Genomic DNA, 16356 nt, shown 5'->3' on the forward strand with positions numbered 1-16356 from the left:
GGGCGCATGCCGTACAGAAAAGATCACAAAGCGGGTTTGCCCGGCTTGACCAGCCAGGCGTCGAAGAGGGCGTCGAGCGGCTTGCCGGAGATCTTCTTCGACAGGGCGACGAAGTCGGCGGTGGAGGCGTTGCCGTACTTGTGGTGGGCGACCCAGGTGCGCAGGATCGTGAAGAACGCCTTGTCGCCGACCTCCTTGCGCAGGACGTGGAGGGTCATGGCGCCGCGGACGTAGACGGCGTCCTTGAAGAGCTGCTTCGCGTTGCCGGGGTCGGCGGGCGGAATCTGCCAGAACCGGTCGTCCGCGGTCCTCGCGTAAGCCCGGGAGAAGGCCGTCGACAGGGGGGTGGCGCCGCGCTTGTCGGCCCACATCCACTCGGCGTAGGTGGCGAAGCCCTCGTTGAGCCAGATGTCCTTCCAGCGCTCGGGGGTGACCGCGTCGCCGAACCACTGGTGGGCCAGCTCGTGCGAGAGCAGGACCTCATCGGGGACCTTCGGGTAGATCGGCCTGGTCTGCGACTCCAACGCGTAGCCCACGCCTGGCGCGTTGTCGACGATCGCGCCGGTGGTGGAGAACGGGTAGGGGCCGAACAGTCCGCTGAAGTAGGCGAGGACGGGACCGTGCCGCTGGGCCAGGTTCTTGGCCGCCGCGGCGTGCTCGGGGTCGACGGCGACGATCGTGCGCAGGCCGCCGACCGTGGTGTCGGTGAGCGTGAAGTCGCCGATGGAGACGGTCGTCAGGTAGCTGGCCATCGGCTCCTTGGCGACCCAGACGTAGGTCGTCCTGCCCATGGCGGTGTTCTGCGAGACGAGCGAGCCGTTGGCCACCGCGACGCGGTCGCTCGGCACCGTCACCGTGAACCGGTAGCCGGCCTTGTCGGTCAGGTGGTGGTTGCCGGGGTACCAGCTCTTGGCGCCCTCCGGCTCGTTGGCGTTGAACACGCCGTCGGGGGTGCGGATCCAGCCCTCTTTCGAGCCGTCGGGGTCGACGATGTGGGTGGGCTTGCCGGCGTAGGCCACCGCGACGGTGAACGGCTTCCCCGCTGCGATCGCGGAGGCGGGGGAGACGGCCAGTTCGTCGCCCTCGTGCGTGAACCGCGCGGCCGTGCCGTCGACGGTGACGGACGCGACGGTCAGGGTCTTGGACAGGTCGAGGTTGAAGCGGCTGAGCGCCTGGGTGCTGCGCGCGCTGATGGTCGCCGTGCCCTTCAGCACGCGGGTGCCGGGGTCGTAGTCGAGCGTCAGGTCGTAGTGGCGGGCGTCGTAGCCGCCGTTGCCCTGCAACGGGAAGTACGGATCGCCCGCGCCCTGGGAGCCGGGGGAGTCGGGGGAGTCGGCGGCGGCGGGGGTGAACGGAAGGGCGATCGCGATGGCGGTGGTCAGCGCGAGAAGACGCTTCATAGGCCGATTCTCGCGCAACCCCGCAGGCGCCCGCCCGGCTGCCCCTGGAAGCCGGGCGGGCGCCCGTGGATCACTTCACCGAGCCGGCCATCATGCCCTGAACGAAGTACCGCTGGAAGGCGAAGAACAGCACCAGCGGAATGATCAGTGACAGGAAGGCGCCAGGCGCGATGATGTCGACGTTGGTCCCGAACTGCCGCATCTGCGACTGCAGGGCCTTGGTCATCGGCTGCGACGCGGTGTCGGCGAAGACCAGCGCGATGAGCAGGTCGTTCCACACCCACAGGAACTGGAAGATCCCCAGCGAGGCGATCGCGGGCTTGCCCAGCGGGAACACCACGGTCGCGAAGATCTTCCACTCCGACGCGCCGTCCATCCTGGCCGCCTCCAGCAGCGAGGCAGGGATGCCGACGAAGAAGTTGCGCAGCAGGAAGATCGCGAAGGGGAGTCCGAACGCGACGTGGAACAGGACCACGCCGGGGATCGTGCCGAAGATGCCCACCTGGCCGTACAGCGTGGCGATCGGGATCAGCGCGATCTGGATCGGCACGATCAGCAGGCCGACGACGACCAGGAAGAGCGTGTCACGCCCGCGGAACTCCATCCACGCGAAGGCGTAGGCGGCCATCGCGGCGATGCCGATCACCAGCAGCGTGGTCGGCACCGTGATGAGCACGGTGTTCCAGAACGACGCGGTGAAGCCGGTGGCCAGCAGGTTGGAGTAGCTGCTGATCGTCAGCTCGGCGGGCTTGGTGAAGATCGTCCACCAGCCCTCGGAGTTGTTGACCGTCTCGTCGCGCAGTGACACGACGAGCAGGCCGAGGGTCGGGACCAGCCAGAACAGCCCGATGAGGATCATCACGACCTGGACGGCGCCGCCGCCGAGGCGGTCGACGATCCTGGCGACGGGACCTCGCCGTACGGCTCCCGCCTGAACGTGAGCCATCACTGCTCCCTCCTGAACCGGCGGATGTTCATGACCATGAACGGCAGGACCAGGACGAGCAGGAAGATCGCGAGCGCGCTGCCCAGTCCCTGGTTGTTGCCGCCGCCGAAGGAGACTCGCCACATCTCCAGCGCGATCACGTTCGCGTTCGGCTGCACCGAGCCTGGCGCGATGATGAAGACGAGGTCGAAGACCTTGAGTGTATTGATGATCATCGTGACGAACACGACGAGCAGCACGGGCGACAGCAGCGGCACGGTGATCTTCCTGAACACCTGCCACTCGGTGGCGCCGTCGATGCGCGCGGCCTCGAGCGCGTCACGCGGGATCCCCGCCAGGCCCGCCGCGATCAGCACCATCGCGAAGCCTGCCCACACCCAGACGAACGCGCCGATGATGGCGGGCGTGATCAGGGTCGGGCCGAGCCAGGTCAGGCCGTTGAAGGGCGCCTCGAAGTTCGACTGCGGCAGCCGCACGGTGTAGGAGCCGGGGGCGAGGCCCTCGAAGCGGAAGGTGCCGTCGGGGCCCGTCGTGGTGGTGGCCGCGACGTCGCCGCCGCTGACCGCCTCGACTGTCACGCCGGGCAGGCCCTTCTCCGAGCCGTCGACCTCGCCGGCCTTGCCGCCGCCTCCTGGCGTGAAGTCCAGCCAGATGGTGCCGGTCAGGCCCTGTCCGGTGGCCGCCACGGCCGGCTTGGCGTCGGCGGGAACGGCCTCGGGCTTGAGTCCGACCAGCGGGATCAGCACCGGCTGACCGGCCTGGGCGGGCTGCTTGGTGACGACGGCGCCGCCCTGCTCGGCGACCGGCGAGGTGTCGTTCTCCCTCGGCCGGGCCCCCTCCAGGCCGCCACCGCTGGAGAACACGCCCGAGACCGTCGACATGAGCGCGTTGGCCACGCCGCGGTCCGGAGCCTCCTCGTAGACCAGGCGGAAGATGACTCCGGCGGCCATCAGCGAGACGGCCATCGGCATGAACACGATCAGCTTGAACGCGGTGGACCATCTGATCCGCTCGGTCAGCACGGCGAAGATCAGGCCGAGCGTGGTGACCACGATCGGGGCCACGACCACCCAGATCAGGTTGTTCCTGATGGTGGTGAGCGTGCCGGAGTCGGTGAAGATCGTGCCGTAGTTCTGCAGGCCGACGAACTGGCTGCCGGTCGCGTCGTAGAGGCTGCGGAAGATCGAGTAGATGATCGGGTAGATGACCCAGATCCCCAGCAGGAGCATGGCGGGGAGGACGAAGAACCAGGCCACGACGGCCGAGGGGCCCAGCCTGCCGCGGCTGGGCTTCGCGGGGGTCACCGTCGCGGTCGGTGCGGTGCTGGCCGCGCTCTCCGCCGTGGCGGCGGCCGGGGAGGCCTCGCCGTCGCCGGAGACGCGGGGGTGGGCGGGGTCGGGGTTCTCAGCGGTCGAGGTGCCCGGCTGCGCCTTCTGGGGGGTGGGGTCCGGCCCGGGGGTGGACCCGCGCGACGAGGTGTCGCGCGGGTCGGTCGGGCCGTTCAACCTGTCGGTCACGGCCTCGCCCCTTTACTTCCAGGCCTTGGCGGCCTCGGTCTCAAGGGCCTTGGCAGCCGCCTTGGCGTCCGCGGGGTTGCGCAGGAAGTCCTGCAGCACCTTCCACTCGCCCTTGCCGTCGGTCCCGCCGAAGGCGCTCGGCGCGAGGTCGGACATGTCGTACCGGACGCTCTCACCAGCGGAGATGATCGTCTGCGCGAGCTGCTTGGTCAGGTCGCTCGGGTAGTTGTCGGGGGAGACGTTGCGGTTCGGCGACAGGTAGCCGGGCAGCTTCGCCCACACCTCGCCGCCTTCCTTGGAGGCCAGGTACTCCAGCAGCGCCATGGCGCCGGGGGACTCCTTCAGCGCCACCGCGATGTCACCGCCGAGCACGACCGGCGCGGTCTCGCCGACCTTCGGGAAGGGGAACACCTTGGCGGACTCGCCGATCTTGGCGCCGGACTGGGTGGCCGAGGCGGCCACGAAGTCGGCCTCGATGACCATCGCACCCTTGTCCTGGCCGTACACCTGGGTGACGCAGGTCGGGAAGTCGGTCTGCAGGGCGCCGGTGTTGCCGCCGACCATGTAGTCCTTCTTGCCGAAGATGCCGGCCATCTTCTCCAGAGCGGTCACGACGGAGGCGTCGGTCCACGGGATCTCGTGCTTGGCGAGCTGGTCGTACTTCTCGGGACCGGCGCTCGAGAGGTAGACGTTCTCGAACAGGTCGGTGAGCGTCCAGCCGGAGGCGCCGCACAGCGAGAACGGCGGGGTGCCGGAGTCGGAGACCGCCTGGGCGGTCTTCAGCAGCTCGTCCCACGTGGTCGGGGCCTGCACACCGGCGTCGGTGAACGCGGCGTCGCGGTACCAGATGATCGACTTGTGCGCGGCCTTGACGAGCACGCCGTACACCTGGCCGTCCGCGGAGCCGAGCTCCTTCCAGTACGGGGTGTAGTTGTCGTCGATCTGCTTCTGGACCTCGGCGCTGAGGGGCTTGAGCGCCTTCTGGTCGGCGTACTGCTTCACCAGACCCGGCTGCGGGAGGACCGCGATGTCGGGCGGGCTGCCGCCCTGGATGCGCGGGCCGAGGTAGGCGCCGGTGTCCTCACCCGTGGAGGCGTAGGTGACCTTGGCGCCGGTCTTGTCCTGGAAGGCCTTCAGCACGGCCTCGAAGTTGGCCTGCTCCTCACCGGTCCACTTGGCGGCGATCTCGATGTTCACCCCCTCGAGCGGCTTGGCGGCGGCGGCCGGCGCGGAGCTGGCCGCTCCGGACTGCTGGGGGGTCGTTGTTGGGGCGTTGCCGCAGGCGGCGACGGCTACCGCGAGCCCCGCCAGAACAACTGCTTTGCGCATGATGCCTGACCTCGAATCACTGGGTTGCGATGATCTCTGCTAGCTCTGCCTTCATGGAGGCAGCCACGTCATCGGTTGGTTGGTCGTACGGAGGGCTGAACGCCTTGGAGACCGCGCTGGCGATCACCAGGCTCAGCTGGTTGTAGTTCGCGCTGACCGGTCGCGGCTTGGCCGCGAGGATGCTCTCCTTCAGCACGGGCAGATAGGGGAAGCGCTTGATCAGCGACGGGTCGTCATAGAGCTCGGCCCAGACCGGGGGGAAGGAACCCTCTGTCAGGACACGCCGCTCGTTCTCCAGACTGGTGAAGTACTTGATGAACTCCTGCGCGGTGTTCTGCCGCTTGGAGTAGGCGCTGATGGCCAGGTTGGCACCGCCGAGCGAGCTCGATCCGGGCCCTTCGGGTCCGGGGAGCCTGGTCACCGCGAACTTTCCCGCCACCTTCGACTGGGTGGCGGGGCCGTACGCGTGGGGCCAGTTGCGGGCGAAGACCAGCTGGCCGTTCTGGAAGGCCAGCCTGGACTCCTCCTCCTTGTAGTTCAGCGCCTGCGGAGGGATCCATCCCTCGCGCAGGCCCCGGGTGAAGAAGTCGAGCGCCTGCTTCGCCTTGGCCTGGTCCAGGTCGAGCAGGGTCCCGCCCGCTGACTGGACCGCCTCGGCGAAGTTGACCGTCAGTCCCTCATAGGCGGCGAGCTGTCCCGCGTAGCCGCCGATGTCGTGTTTTCTGGTGATGGCAAGGGCCTGTGCTCGAAGGGAAGCCCAGGTCGTGGGCGGCTTCTTGACCAGGTCCTTGCGGTAGTAGAGGAGCCCGGCGTTGCTCGTGTACGGCACCGCCCAGAGCTTGCCCCTGTAGACCGCGGTGTCCACGACGGGCGGCAGGAACCTGTCGAGCGGGAAGAGCCCGCGCTCCAGGGGGATGATCCAGCCGTTGTCGGCGAACTCCGCCGTCCACACCACATCGAGTCCGAGCACGTCGTAGCGATCGCTCCTGGCCTGCAGGTTCGACACCAGTTGTGCGCGCTGCTCGTCGGCCGCCTCCGGCAGTTCGAGCAGCGTCACCTTCTGCGCGGGGTGCGCCTTGTTCCACCGGTCCAGCAGGGGTTGCAGATAGCCGGTGGTGTCGCGTCCCGTGGCGAAGGTGATCGGGCCGTTGGGGTCTTCCCCGCCCTCTTCCGTCGCCGCCGCGCATCCGGCCACCAGGAGCGCGATCAGCATCACGGAAAGGGGACGGAACACGCATGACCTCCAAATTTCGACCGGATTACATTCGTGTTAGGTAGATGCATTCATGTTATGCACAGCGCTAATCTGAACGTCAACGGATATGTCCGTAACGAGCGCGTAACGAGGAGGTGGGGCGTGCGGTTGCACCTGCTGGCGCTCCTCGCGAAGGAACCCGCACACGGGTACGAGCTCAAGCAGGCTCTGGAGCAAACCTTCGGCACTGCGTACCCCTCACCCAACATCGGCCAGATATACGTCACACTAGGCCGCCTGGAGAAGGATGGCCTGGTCAGGGCCGTTGATGTCGAGCAGTCCAACCGACCCAACAAGAAGGTCTACTACCTGACGGCCAAGGGCCGCGACGCGCTCACCGACTGGGTGGACGAGCCGACGGAGGGCCCGCGGGTGCGTGACGAGTTCTTCATGAAGCTCGTGCTCGCCCCGTTGACCGGCATCGCCGACCGCATGGCGTTGATCAACCGGCAGCGCCGCCACTACCTTGCGTTGATGCGCGATCTCAACGAGCTGGCCGAGCGGACCGACCAGGGGAACCAGGTCGCGCTCCTGCTGATCGAGGGCGCCATGCTGCACCTGCAGGCCGATCTCGACTGGCTCGAACGCTGCCAGGAGGACCTGACGTGACAGTGCTCAAGACCGTCAACCTGGTGAAGATCTACCAGAACAAACACGTGCCCGTGCCGGCGGTGCGCGGCGTGGATCTGCAGGTGGACGAGGGTGAGTTCGTCGCGATCATGGGCCCTTCCGGCTCGGGCAAGTCGACGCTCGTGCACATGCTCGGCGGACTCGACACCCGCACGAGCGGCGAGATCTGGCTGGACGGCAAGCGCGCCGACACGCTCTCCGAGAGCGCGTGGGCGCTGCTGCGCCGCAAGAAGATCGGGTTCGTCTTCCAGTTCTTCAACCTGGTCGCCAGCATGACCGTGGCCGACAACGTGGAGCTTCCCGCCCTGCTGGCGGGAGCCTCGCCCAAGGTGGCGCGCGAGCGCAGGGAATACCTCCTCGACGCGCTCGGCCTCACCGAGCGGGTCGAGGCCGCGCCCGCCCAGCTGTCGGGCGGTGAGCAGCAGCGGGTGGCGCTGGCCCGCGCGCTGGCCAACAAGCCGAGCCTGCTGCTGGCCGACGAGCCCACGGGCAACCTCGACAGCCGCAACACCCGCGACGTGCTGCGCCTGCTGGGCGAGGTGCACCGCGACGGGCAGACGATCGTCCTGGTCACCCACGACGCCAGGGTGGCCAGCCTCGCCGACAGGGTCGTCTCGCTGCTCGACGGGCAGATCGTCGACGACGGCAAGATCGCCCGCAGGCGTCCCGGCAGAGGCGGCGGCGCGGGAGAGGTCATCGACCTTCGATGAGAGCCGGCGCCCGATGGATCAAGGCGGACCTGCGCGCCAGGCGCGGCCAGGCCGTACTGACCGTGCTGACGATCGCGGGGATCGTGGCCGCGCTGATCACCGCGGCCACCCTGCTCGAGGACGGCACCAACCCATGGCGCGGCCTGTTCGCCCAGACCAACGGCGCCCACCTGTGGATCCACACCAAGGACAGGCCGCAGGTCGTCGCGCTCAAGGCCATCGACGGAGTGACGCAGGCGTCGGGGCCGTACCGCACGGCGCCCGTGACCGTGCTGCAGGAGCGCAGGAAGGCCCCCGCCGCGCTGCGCGCCATGCCGGTCGCCGCGCCCGAGGTGGCGCGGCCCGTGGTCGCCGACGGCGGCTGGCTCAACCCCGCCCAGCCCGACGGCGTCGTCGTCGAACGTTCCTTCGCCAGGACGCTGGGGCTGCGCCTGGGCAGCGCGGTCACCGTGACCGCGCTGAGCGGCGCCCGCCACGTGCTCTATGTGCGCGGCATCGCCGACTCCGCCGACCAGGGCTTCTACCCCGAATGGACACCCGGCCTGATCTGGGTGCTGCCGGAGAAGCTCGACAGGGTCGAGCCCGAGCTCGGGCGCAGCGAGTGGGTGACGGGCCTGCGCCTCGACGACCCCGAGGCCACGCAGTTCGTCTCCCAGCGCGTGGTGGTGATGCTGGACGAGGAGGTCCAGCGCGTCTACACCTGGCGTGAGGTGCGCGCCGCGATGGAGCTCGACAACCGCCTGCTCGGCACGCTGCTCGCGCTGTTCGGCATCGTCGGCCTGGTGGCCGCCGTGCTCGCGCTGGCCAACGCCGCGGGCGGGCGCGTGCTGTCCCAGCTGCGCGACCTGGCGACGCTGAAGTCCATGGGTTTCACCAGGGGCCAGCTCGCGAGCCTGCTGCTGGTCGAGCACGGCGCGCTCGGCCTGCTCGGCATCGCGCTCGGCGTGCTGCCCGGCTGGCTGGTGACCTGGCTGGTGCTCGACACGAGCTCCGTCGCGCTCGTGCCGCTCCTGGCCATCGTCGCGGGCACCGCGCTGGTCGTGCTGGTGGCCGTGGGCGTGCCCGCGTGGCGCGGCAGCCGTACCCCGCCCATCCCCGCCGCGCCCTCGGCGCCGCCGCGCGGCCGCCTGTCACGGCTGGCCAGGCTCGCCCTCCTGGTACGGCTGCCGCCCGCGCTCGTGCTGGGCGCCCGCGACGCCTTCAGCCGGCGGGTGCCCGCCTTCCTGACGATGTTCGGCCTCGCCGTGCCGATGATGATGATCACCATCGGGCTCGGTGTCTGGGCCACGCTCGACGACTTCCTCGCCCACCCCGAGCAGGTGGGCCAGCACGCCCGGCTGCTGGTGCGCCCGGACAAGCTGACCTCCGAGGAGGCCAAGGGCCTCGCCCAGCGCGACCCCGCCGTCCAGCAGGTCTACCCGGGCGCCGAGGTCGACGCGCTGGTGCCAGGCGAGGCCAGGTCGATCAGGGTGCGCGCGATCGGCGGCTCCGCCTCGCCGTACCCCTTCCCCGTGGTCGAGGGCCGCATGTACGCCGACAGGGGCGAGGCCGTCGCCGGGCAGGGGCTGCTCGACCTGCTGCGGGTCAAGATCGGCGACAGGGTGTGGCTGTCGGTCGGCGGTACCCCGCTGATCGTCCGGATCGTCGGCAGGACCGTCGAACCCGACCTCGACGGACAGGTGCTCTCGCTCGGCGTGGACAGCCTGGCGGCCAAGGACGTGGTGCCGCCCGAGTTCTGGGGCCTGGCGCTGAAGAAGGGGGCCGACCCCGCGGAGGTGCGCGACAGGCTGCTGGTGGCATCGGGAGAGGGCCTGGAGATCCAGCGCGTGGTCAACCCCGCCGAACGGCTGGCGGTCATCCGCGTGGTCATCGTGGCGCTCGTCGGCGTGCTCGCGCTGATCGGCCTTGCCAACCTGCTGACGGCCAGCGCGCTCGGCCTGCGCGACCACGCCTACGATCTGGCGGTGCTGAAGGCGATGGGGCTCACCCCGCGGCAGGTCATGGCCACGCTGGTGATGGGGACGGGGCTGCTGGTCGTCCTCGGCGTCGTCGTGGGCACGGCCGCGGGCTCGTTCGTCGTGAAGGGGCTGATCGACCTTCAGGGCCACACCAGCGGCGTGGGCGCGGGCATCGCCCGTCCACCCTCGCCCTTCATGCTGGTCGTGGCCGTCCTGGCGGCCGTGGGGGCGGCGCTGGCCGTCGCGCTGATCCCCGCCCGCCGCGCCGCCCGCGCGCAGGTGCCCGTCACCGCCAGGTGAGCGCCGAAAGGGTGCCTGCCGTCGGCAGACACCCTCGGGGACTCTCGGGTCGGAGCTATTCGGCCTTCAGGGCGAACCAGAAGAAGCCGTGCCCCGGCAGCGACAGCATGTACGGCGACTCGCCGATCCTGGGGAAGCGGACGCCACCCCTGGCCTCGACGGGCACCATGCCCTCGAAGCGCCGCAGGTCGAGCTCGACGGGCTGCGGGAACTTCGACAGGTTGTTGACGCACAGCATCAGGTCGTCGCCCTCCTCGCGCATGAACGTGAGGACCGACGGGTTCGACGACCACATCTCGGTGTAGGCGCCGGTGCCGAAGACCGGGTGCTGGCGGCGGATCTGCAGCATCTTGCGGGTGAAGTGCAGCAGCGAGGACTCGGTCTTCTGCTGCGCCTCCACGTTGACCGCCTGGAAGCCGTAGATCGGGTCCATGACCGTCGGCAGGTAGAGCCTGCCGGGGTCGGCCGTCGAGAAGCCCGCGTTGCGGTCGGGGCTCCACTGCATCGGCGTGCGGACCGAGTCGCGGTCCTCCAGCCAGATGTTGTCGCCCATGCCGATCTCGTCGCCGTAGTACATCACCGGGGAGCCGGGGAGGCTGAGCAGCAGCGCCGTGAACAGCTCGATCAGGTCGCGGTTGTTGTCGAGCAGCGGCGCCAGGCGCCGCCTGATGCCGAGGTAGGCCCGCATGCGCGGGTCCTTGGCGTACTCGGCGTGCATGTAGTCGCGCTCTTCCTCGGTCACCGTCTCGAGCGTCAGCTCGTCGTGGTTGCGGAGGAAGATGCCCCACTGGGCGTTGTCGGGGAGCTTGGGGGTGCGCGACATGATCTCCGAGATCGGCTCGCGCGTCTCCTTCTTCACCGCCATGTAGATGCGCGGCATCAGCGGGAAGTGGAAGGCCATGTGGCACTCGTCGCCGCCCGTGGTGGGGTCGCCGAAGTACTCGACCACGTCCTCCGGCCAGCCGTTCGCCTCGGCCAGCAGCACCCTGTCGGGGTAGAGGCGGTCGACCTCCGCACGCACCTTCCTCAGGTACGCGTGGGTCTCGGGCAGCCCGCTGCAGTCGGTGCCCTCCCTCTCGAACAGGTACGGCACGGCGTCCAGCCTGAACCCGTCGATCCCGAGGTCCAGCCAGAACCTCAGAACCTCCAGCATCGCCTCCTGGACGGCCGGGTTGTCGTAGTTGAGGTCGGGCTGGTGGTGGAAGAAGCGGTGCCAGTAGTACTGCTTGCGCACCGGGTCATAGGTCCAGTTGGACTCCTCGGCGCCGATGAAGATGATCGGCGCGTCGGGGAACCCGGTCGGCTCGTCCGCCCACACGTAGAAGTCGCCATAGGGCCCCTCGGGGTCATGGCGCGAAGCCTGGAACCACGGGTGCTTGTCGCTCGTGTGGTTCATCACCAGGTCGGTGATGATACGGATCCCGCGCGCGTGCGCGGACTCGATGAGCTGCACGAAGTCACCGAGGTCACCGAAGTCGGGGAGGATCTTCCCGTAGTCGGAGATGTCGTAGCCGCCATCGCGCAGCGGCGACTCGTACAGCGGCAGCAGCCACAGGCAGTCGACGCCGAGCCATTGAAGGTAGTCGAGCTTCTCGATGAGACCACGCAGGTCTCCGGTCCCGTCGCCGTTGGAGTCCTTGAACCCCCGGACGAGCACCTCGTAGAACACCGCCCGCTTGTACCATCGTGGATCGGCCGAGACGAAGGTCTCGGAGACCGATGGGTTGTTCATATGACGCTCACAGAAGGAGATGTGGGCAGGACGAAGTCACCGGTTTCCCCGGCGTGTTTTGTGGTGACCGCGCCGCCTGGAGTCGTCATCCCTGCGAACCCCATGCCCTGCCGGGCCCAGATTTGTGATCTGGTGCCCGGTATCTTGCGGCGCTTCCCCATCAAGATCGTGCAGCGGGGACGCCCTTAAGGGGCGATTTTGCGCACGTTCTTCATGGGTACGGGCCGAACACTACCAGCCCTTCGGCCCTCCGGAACCCGCTTTGTTGTGCCGCTTGTAATACCCGCGAGATCCGTATGTAACCACGCTGTTACCCTCCGTTCTCTCGCGGAAGATCCGCAGCTCAGAAGGGGGGCGTCAGCTCGGCGAGGTCGTTCTCGTAGTCGGTCAGCCAGGCGCCGAACAGCACCAGGCCGCGCACCCAGAACCGGTCGTTCCATCCGCTGAACCGGGTGAGCGCGTCGGGCCCCGAGCCGATCACCTCGTGCAGCCCGTCGGACAGCAGGCTCGGCACCCTGTCGGCCACCTTCACCAGCATCCGGTGGGAGTAGTCGCGGGCGGGAGCGGCGGTCGAGCGCAGCGGCACCCGCTGGAGTGGCTGCTTGACCACGTTCGTCGACGGCAGCGCCGCCACCCTGGGGTTGGCGGCGTGCAGCAGCTCGCGGTAGAAGCGGCCCTTGTCCTTGCGCGCCACGCCGACCGACAGGGCGGCGTCGAAGAAGGCGGGATGGATGAACGGGCCCGCGAACGACGCCTCAGGCCCGACCAGGTTGACCGCCGAGCGGGCGATGCCGCGCACGGTGCGGGTGTGCAGCACCGACAGCGGCAGCTCCGCCCGGTGCCCGTGGAGCATGGAGGTGGAGGCGTCGAACTGCTCGCGCACGACCTCGCCGATCCACGCCTGCGCCGCCTCCGAGAGGAAGGGCGCAGAGGGGGCGCCGAGCGACAGGGAGCTGAGCACGGCCGCCGAGCGCTCGGCCTGCGTCCTCGCCTCCAGTGCCGCGCCGCTGACCATGAAGTTCTTCAGCAGCGGGCCGCCGGCGAGACCGTCGATGAGCACCCGGCCCGAGCCGTGCACCTCCTTGGCGAAGGGCGCGTACCAGGCGTGGTGCGGGGTCATGAACTCCAGCCGCCGCGCCACCTCGAGCGCGTCGCCAGGGTAGGCGGCGGCGTCCTGGGTGATGACGCGGTGCCGCACGCCGAGCTCGCGGGTGATCGCGCGGGCGAACGCGATGTCGGTGTCGGTGCCGTCGTCGGGGCTGGTCGTCCACGACTCGACGTCGGCGCCCCTGGCCACCGCGACCGAGCACAGCAGCCGCGAGTCGTAGCCGCCGCTGACGGGCACCAGCAGCGGCCTGCCCTCGAAGTCGTCGTAGACCCCGTGCAGGACCTCCAGCAGCTCGCCCGCGCTGCGCCACGCCTCGTACGGCTCCTGCCGCAGCCAGCGCGGCAGCCGCCGCTCGGTCGACAGCCTCCCGTGGGCGTGGACCAGCGCGCTGGAGCCCGGCAGCCGCCTGATCCCCTGGTACGGCGTGGCGTCCCCGAGCGGGAAGGTCACCTGGATGATCGACGCCCAGGCCGCCCAGTCGATGCCGACGGGCACCAGCTCGAGCAGCGGCTTCAGCAGCGAGGAGAAGTAGATCGCCTCGCCCACGCGCACGTAGTAGACGTCGACCAGGCCGAGCGCGCCCGCGTGCAGCACCGTACGGGTGCCGTCGCTGATCAGCCCTGGCGTCTCGTAGGTCTCGGCGACCGTGATCCAGTCGGCGGCGCGCTCGGGCCTGCGCTCCCCCCACGAGAACGCGAACGTCTCGGCGGTGCGATGGTAGGGCGGCAGCGGCTGCGAGCTGAACAGCGCCGCCTCGGGCGTCTGCAGGGCGGGACGGACCTTCGGCCCCGATCCCGCGAGCTTTTCGAGCAGGCCCGTGTCGAGCCGGCCGAGGGCGCCGCACACGTACGGCCTCACATTGAACGCCGGCCACTGCACGCGATCTCACTCCTCAACGCCGATTCCAAGCGAAAGAGTATCCTTTGCCGGGCCAAGAGACGGAGGGCCTGTGAGTACTGAGCTGGAGAGCACGCGCCGCGCGCTGCGCGACGCCATCGCCGAGGCGGAGCACGCGGCGGAGCTGGCCAGGCTGCTGGACGCCGCCCAGGCCAGGCTCGCGGAGGCCGAGCGGGCCACCGAGGAGCTCAGGACGATGAACGAGCGCCTCACCGAGGCCGAGGCCGAGCTGGAGAGCGAGCGCACCGCGGCGGAGAAGCTGCGCAAGGAGCTGGCCGAGCAGCGCTACCAGGCCGAGGTCGCGCAGTGGAAGCTGTCCTCCATCAAGGTCGCCAGGTGGAACCGCATCGGTGATGCCATCAAGACGGGCAAGAGCAACCCCGTCCGCCTCGCCAAGGGGTTGAAGGGCGCGGCCAAGCCGGTCAAGCGGCCTGTGGCGCCCAAGCGCAAGCCCGTCGCCGTCGCCGCGCAGAAGGACGAGCGCCCTGGAGCGGCCTTCCAGGCCACCAGCACGACCAGGACGGTCGAGGGCAAGTCGGTGCGGCTCAAGCCGTACCGGATCCCGACCGGTCCCAACACCCGCCCGCACCTGACGGCGGCCGTGATCGCCGACCCGCACGCGGAGGCGCTGCTGCGTTACGAGTGGCGGCAGACGACCGGGTTCACGCCCCGTGACTTCGCCCGTGTCCTGGCCGGTGAGGTGCCGCACCTGCTGGTCGTCGAGTCGGTCACGCAGGGCCCGTGGGCCGCGGAGATCACCGGCGAGCCCGGCGAGGGGCTGCGCGAGCTGCTGGCCTGGTGCGCCGCCCGTGGCATCCGCACCGTCTTCTGGCACACGCAGGGCAGCGTGGCCGACTACGCGGCCGCGGCCGAGCTGTTCGACCACCGCTTCACGACCGATCTGGCCGCGGGCTGGCCGCGCCTGCCGTTCGCGATCCAGCCGCGCGTCCACAACCCGCTGCCGCTGTCGGGCGGGCGCTACGGCCGCGTGCTCACGCTCGACCAGCTCCTGCCCTCCCACCTCGGCTATCCCGACGTCCTCACCTCCTACCGCTGGCCCATCGCCGTCGAATGCCCGCCCGGCACTCCGCAGTGGCGGCTGGCCGAGCTGGCCGCCTGCGGCACCTCCATCGGTCCCGAGGGCGACTCCAGGCGCGCGCACGCCGCGCTGCGCAGGGCCTACAACATGGGCACCATGACCGAGCGCGTCGACGACCTGCTGGAGGCCATCGGGCTGCCGAGCGCCCGCGCGACGCTCGATGTCTCGGTCATCCTTCCTGTCTTCGACCCTTCGACGCTGGAGCACGGCCTGGCCCAGGTCGCCAGGCAGGCGGGCGTCACCCAGGTGGTCGTCTTCGGGCCCGAGGAGGCCGAGGAGCGGGCGCGCGAGGTGCTCGAGCCGCGCGAGGTCGTCTTCAGGGAGCTCGACCCCGCCCTGAGCACGGGCGCACTGCTCAACAGGGCGCTCGACCTGTGCGAGGCCGACCTGGTCGCGATCATGGACCCGCGCGACGTGTACGGCTCGCACTACCTGGCCGACCTCAGCCGCGCCTTTCTGTTCAGCACCGCGGACATCGTCGGGAAGGCCTCCTACTACGCCCACCTGCGCGGCGCGCACGCGACCCTGCTGAAGCAGCCGGAGGCGGAGTACACCTACACGCCGGAGGTCAACGGGGCGACGCTGCTCGCCAGAAGGAACGCGCTGCGGGCGATCGGGTTCGCGGATCTCACCGAGGGGTGGGACGAGGTGCTGATGCGGCAGTGCCGTACGGACGGGATCAAGGTGTTCTCGGCGGACAGGTTCGGATACGTGCGGGTGCGCGACGAGGACCGGTGGCTGCTGGGCGCCGCCCATCTCGTCGAGTACGGCTCGGCCGAACCCCACGCGCTCATCTGAGCTCCACGGGGAGGGGCGCGGACCCCTGACCGGGATACGCTCGGGTCGTGCGACCCCGTCGGCTGGCCGAGGTGCTCGGCGACCCGCCGGCGCCCGAGGGCACATGGGAACACCGGGCGGTCTACCTCTCCACCGCCGCCCTGCGCAGGGGGATCCCTCCTGAGCGGCTGGCGGCCGACGTCGGCGCCCTGCCTGGCGTGAGCGCGGTGTCGGTCACCGGCAGGGGGTTCCTGCACATCACCGTCGACACCCCGGGCGAGCTGCTCGACGAGCCGTTCGCGCGGGTCCCCTTCGAGGATCCGTGGCCCGACCTGCCCAGGACCTGGGACAACCCGGGCTTCGTCGTGAGATACGCCCATGCGAGGGCCGCGGCGGTCATCAGGTGGGCGGGTGAGCTCGACGTGCCGGGCGACGGCTTCAGGCCGGAGACGCTGACCGATCCGCGCGACAGGGCGGTGCTCAGACTGCTCGCCGAACTGCCCGGCCGCGAGGCGAGCCGCGACCCCGGGTGGCAGGCCTACCTGCCCAGGCTCGCCCTCGCCTACCACGAGGCCCACGAGAACGCGCCCGCCGTGCCCCGGGGGGACGAGAGACCCTCTCCCGTGCACACGGCCCGGGTACGGCTGGCGGCTGCCGTGCGAGCGGTGCTCCCCGGCCCCGAGCGAATCTGAAAATAT

12 protein-coding genes are annotated in these 16356 nt (G+C 69.8%); 5 read left to right on the plus strand and 7 right to left on the minus strand.

Going from position 1 to position 16356, the window contains the following annotated elements; translation table 11 throughout:
* Positions 1-23: 23 nt before the first annotated feature.
* The 5 genes from AC3EO4_RS17485 to AC3EO4_RS17505 form a co-directional block, all read right to left on the minus strand.
* Entirely contained in the window at positions 24-1400 is a 1377-nt protein-coding gene (locus tag AC3EO4_RS17485) for a M1 family metallopeptidase (RefSeq protein ID WP_431896563.1), read from the minus strand.
* 70 nt (positions 1401-1470) lie between these two features.
* On the minus strand, positions 1471-2346 hold the full coding sequence (locus tag AC3EO4_RS17490) for a carbohydrate ABC transporter permease (protein WP_379576686.1): 876 nt from the start codon (positions 2344-2346) through the stop codon (positions 1471-1473).
* Positions 2346-3863 (minus strand): ABC transporter permease, encoded by a 1518-nt coding sequence (locus AC3EO4_RS17495; protein WP_431896565.1) that lies wholly within the window; start codon positions 3861-3863, stop codon positions 2346-2348. The genes AC3EO4_RS17490 and AC3EO4_RS17495 overlap by 1 nt, the downstream gene beginning before the upstream one ends.
* Before the next feature lie 12 nt (positions 3864-3875).
* Complete coding sequence (locus tag AC3EO4_RS17500) at positions 3876-5192, minus strand: ABC transporter substrate-binding protein (protein WP_379576690.1); 1317 nt, start codon at positions 5190-5192, stop codon at positions 3876-3878.
* A gap of 16 nt (positions 5193-5208) precedes the next feature.
* Positions 5209-6405, minus strand: a complete 1197-nt coding sequence (locus AC3EO4_RS17505) for an ABC transporter substrate-binding protein (protein WP_379576692.1) — start codon at positions 6403-6405, stop codon at positions 5209-5211.
* A gap of 144 nt (positions 6406-6549) precedes the next feature.
* Here AC3EO4_RS17505 and AC3EO4_RS17510 point away from each other — a divergent pair, with 144 nt between their 5' ends.
* From AC3EO4_RS17510 to AC3EO4_RS17520, 3 genes are read left to right on the plus strand one after another with little or no spacing between them, the layout of a single operon-like run.
* On the plus strand, positions 6550-7056 hold the full coding sequence (locus AC3EO4_RS17510) for a PadR family transcriptional regulator (protein WP_379576694.1): 507 nt from the start codon (positions 6550-6552) through the stop codon (positions 7054-7056).
* A complete protein-coding gene (locus AC3EO4_RS17515; RefSeq protein WP_431896568.1) occupies positions 7053-7787 on the plus strand; it encodes an ABC transporter ATP-binding protein in 735 nt (244 codons plus the stop codon). Before AC3EO4_RS17510 ends, AC3EO4_RS17515 begins: the two co-directional genes overlap by 4 nt.
* The gene (locus AC3EO4_RS17520) at positions 7784-10045 is read left to right on the plus strand and encodes an ABC transporter permease (RefSeq protein WP_379576698.1); all 2262 of its coding nucleotides are present in this window, start codon (positions 7784-7786) and stop codon (positions 10043-10045) included. The genes AC3EO4_RS17515 and AC3EO4_RS17520 overlap by 4 nt, the downstream gene beginning before the upstream one ends.
* A gap of 55 nt (positions 10046-10100) precedes the next feature.
* Here the strand turns inward: AC3EO4_RS17520 and treS are convergent, their stop codons facing one another.
* Complete coding sequence (gene treS, locus AC3EO4_RS17525) at positions 10101-11777, minus strand: maltose alpha-D-glucosyltransferase (RefSeq protein ID WP_379576700.1); 1677 nt, start codon at positions 11775-11777, stop codon at positions 10101-10103.
* Between the two features lie 343 nt (positions 11778-12120).
* A complete protein-coding gene (locus AC3EO4_RS17530; RefSeq protein ID WP_431896570.1) occupies positions 12121-13764 on the minus strand; it encodes an asparagine synthetase B family protein in 1644 nt (547 codons plus the stop codon).
* A 70-nt stretch (positions 13765-13834) separates the two neighbouring features.
* Here AC3EO4_RS17530 and AC3EO4_RS17535 point away from each other — a divergent pair, with 70 nt between their 5' ends.
* Both AC3EO4_RS17535 and AC3EO4_RS17540 read left to right on the plus strand, forming a co-directional pair.
* Complete coding sequence (locus tag AC3EO4_RS17535) at positions 13835-15679, plus strand: hypothetical protein (RefSeq protein WP_431896572.1); 1845 nt, start codon at positions 13835-13837, stop codon at positions 15677-15679.
* Positions 15680-15726: 47 nt separating this feature from the next.
* Entirely contained in the window at positions 15727-16350 is a 624-nt protein-coding gene (locus AC3EO4_RS17540; protein ID WP_431896573.1) for an anticodon-binding protein, read from the plus strand.
* The last annotated feature ends 6 nt before the right edge of the window (positions 16351-16356 follow it).

It is taken from the genome of Nonomuraea sp. bgisy101 (assembly GCF_057708945.1).

What these genes read in the sequence shown, in the direction of transcription:
- AC3EO4_RS17505 (WP_379576692.1), bottom strand. Translation starts at nt 6,405, where the DNA reads ATGCTGATCGCGCTCCTGGTGGCCGGATGCGCGGCGGCGACGGAAGAG.
- AC3EO4_RS17485 (WP_431896563.1), bottom strand. Translation starts at nt 1,400, where the DNA reads ATGAAGCGTCTTCTCGCGCTGACCACCGCCATCGCGATCGCCCTTCCG.
- AC3EO4_RS17490 (WP_379576686.1), bottom strand. Translation starts at nt 2,346, where the DNA reads ATGGCTCACGTTCAGGCGGGAGCCGTACGGCGAGGTCCCGTCGCCAGG.
- AC3EO4_RS17500 (WP_379576690.1), bottom strand. Translation starts at nt 5,192, where the DNA reads ATGCGCAAAGCAGTTGTTCTGGCGGGGCTCGCGGTAGCCGTCGCCGCC.
- treS (WP_379576700.1), bottom strand. Translation starts at nt 11,777, where the DNA reads ATGAACAACCCATCGGTCTCCGAGACCTTCGTCTCGGCCGATCCACGA.
- AC3EO4_RS17520 (WP_379576698.1), top strand. Translation starts at nt 7,784, where the DNA reads ATGAGAGCCGGCGCCCGATGGATCAAGGCGGACCTGCGCGCCAGGCGC.